The organism is Moorena sp. SIO3B2, from assembly GCF_010692525.1.
GTDB classification, from domain to species: domain Bacteria; phylum Cyanobacteriota; class Cyanobacteriia; order Cyanobacteriales; family Coleofasciculaceae; genus Moorena; species Moorena producens.
Genome location: NZ_JAAHHE010000653.1, coordinates 1 through 2,461 on the forward strand (window position 1 = coordinate 1; position 2,461 = coordinate 2,461).

The following is a 2,461-nucleotide window of genomic DNA, read 5'->3' on the forward strand; positions in this document are numbered from 1 at the left end:
CTAAATCTGTGGTGATCGGTTGAGGAGCTGCCTGCATGAGACCCGTTGAAAAAATTGAAAAAGCTGTCTTCAGTTTATCTAAATTTTGGTTCAATAAAACCCACATGCCAGACTTGACAGTGTCATACGTAATAATCAGGCTTTATCTGTGGCTTATCAAACACCGATAGCGCCAAATTTAATATTTAGCAAAATTAACTATTTATAGGTAAAAAAAATCGCCAAGCTACACAGAATTAGCGTATTACTTTAATACTACAACTTGATCGGCGGAATCTGGGATAAAAAAATTAAATTTTTACCTTAGCCAAAGTATAATCTTCACAGTTTGATGATCAAGAAAAAAAACAATGAACAAAAAAATCTTACTAGGTTTTATTTTAGTCCTATTACTACCGGTTACTGCCTGTGCCCCTAGCTCCGATTCTACATCTTCGTCTGGAAATGGGGCTAAGGTTCAATCTTTTACCACTGGAGCAATCCCCGATCAAGATCCTGAAAAGTTACAGCGACTCTACGGCAAGCTTGCAGCTTACCTAGAAGCAGAGTTAAAGGTTCCGGTAGAATACAAGCCTGTGATTGACTATGCAGCAGCGGTAACAGCTTTTCGGGTGGGGGACTTGGATCTGGTCTGGTTTGGTGGACTGACTGGGGTTCAAGCACGGTTACAGGTAGAAGAGGCTGAAGCGATCGCTCAACGGGATATTGATGCTGAATTTCACACCGTTTTTATCGCCAATAAAAGCAGTGGGATCAAACCCATTAAGAACATTAAAGATTTAAAAGTTTTGAAAGGTCATACCTTAACCTTTGGCAGCGAGTCATCTACCTCTGGACGCTTGATGCCCCAGTATTTTCTCCAACAAGCAGGGGTAACCTTAGACGATTTTCAAGGTGAAGTTGGGTTTTCCAAATCCCACGATGCCACAATTCAATTGGTTGAGGCAGGGAGCTACAAGGTAGGAGCCTTGAACGAACAGGTCTGGAAGAGTCGCGTTGCAGCTGGAAATGTGGACTTAAAAAAAGTAGAGTTGATTTGGCGAACTCCAGCTTACTATGATTATCACTGGGTGATTAATCCTAAAGTCAAAGAACGCTACGGGGATGATTTTGTTGAGCGGGTTCAAGCCGCCTTGTTAAAGCTAGATCCTAATGTTCCCGAGCAAAAAGAAATTCTTGACTTATTTGGAGCTACTAAATTTATTTCTACAAAAAATGACAACTATTCCGAAATTGAGGCAATTGGACGGAAAATTGGCAAGATTAAGTAAATAAGCTGATCTGCATTTAAATTGGTTATTCCCCGTTTCTTTATCCGCAGATCCGCTGTTCCCTTTGAGCACTTTAGGTGACGTTGCGTCAGTCAAGGAATGAAGTTGTTGAATCTTAGCGCTGAATAGGAGTAGGCTGGGCATCCTGCTAGCCCGAAAAGATCCGGTGCGTTTACAGTCGTCGAATTAAATTCGCCACCGGTCGCACCGCCAGGAACACGGAAGATGCCCATTCCACAAAACTATTCAAATCATTCCATTATTAAGCAACGCCAAATGCTGAAGAGCTTATCACTAATCACCAATGACTAAAATTCCTATCTTTGAACTCAAACAGGTATCCCAGCAATTTGGCCAGTTTCGGGCATTGACTAACCTTAACCTCAAGATTTATCCTGGGGAACGAGTTGCCCTAGTCGGGGCGAGTGGTGCAGGTAAAAGTACTTTGATCCGCCTGCTCAATGGCATCTTACTCCCCAGTAAAGGAGAAGTCTGGGTCTTAGGTCGTAATCTAGCTAGAATCTCCCCGCGCCAATTGCGTCAGGTACAGCGTCGCCTTGGCACCGTTTACCAACAGTTCAATCTAGTCAATAACCTCCGGGTGATTCATAACGTTAATGCGGGTCATTTAGGACGCTGGTCATTGATGAAAGCCCTTGTTTCTTTATTGTTTCCCCAAGAGGTAGACACTGCTCTCAAGGCTTTAGCTCAGGTAGGAATTCCCGAAAAGCTTTATGCACCCACCGAGGAACTGTCTGGAGGACAGCAACAACGGGTTGCCTTAGCTAGAGTGCTGGTGCAAAATCCTGACGTGATTCTTGCTGATGAACCGATTTCTAACCTGGACAGGCAAATGAGTCGGGAAATTATGGATTTGCTCAAGGAGATAAGTGAAACCGGGGGAAAGACATTAGTAACTAGTCTCCATTCTCTCGAATTCGCCTGCAGTCATTGCGATCGCTTGGTGGGATTGCAACGGGGACAGATTGTCTTTGATGTTCCTCCAGGGGTTTTGTCTCAGACCATGATCGACAAATTATATGCTACAGAAACTGATCTGATCAATGTATAGTTTTCAATTTTCAGGAACCGTTCCGTCTCAACTTATATAGCACTCGGAGTAAAGTTTAAGACACACTATACCAAATTCGGTTATTATAGGTTATTTACCTAAATCCTCAAATCAATTC

General features: G+C 42.9%; 2 protein-coding genes. Both read left to right on the top strand.

What is annotated here, in order from left to right; genetic code table 11:
• The first annotated feature begins 350 nt into the window (after window positions 1-350).
• A complete protein-coding gene (locus F6K38_RS39390; protein WP_008180779.1) occupies window positions 351-1,271 on the top strand; it encodes a putative selenate ABC transporter substrate-binding protein in 921 nt (306 codons plus the stop codon).
• A gap of 304 nt (window positions 1,272-1,575) precedes the next feature.
• Window positions 1,576-2,343: a phosphonate ABC transporter ATP-binding protein gene (locus tag F6K38_RS39395; protein ID WP_008180777.1), complete on the top strand. Its 768-nt coding sequence runs from the start codon at window positions 1,576-1,578 to the stop codon at window positions 2,341-2,343.
• The last annotated feature ends 118 nt before the right edge of the window (window positions 2,344-2,461 follow it).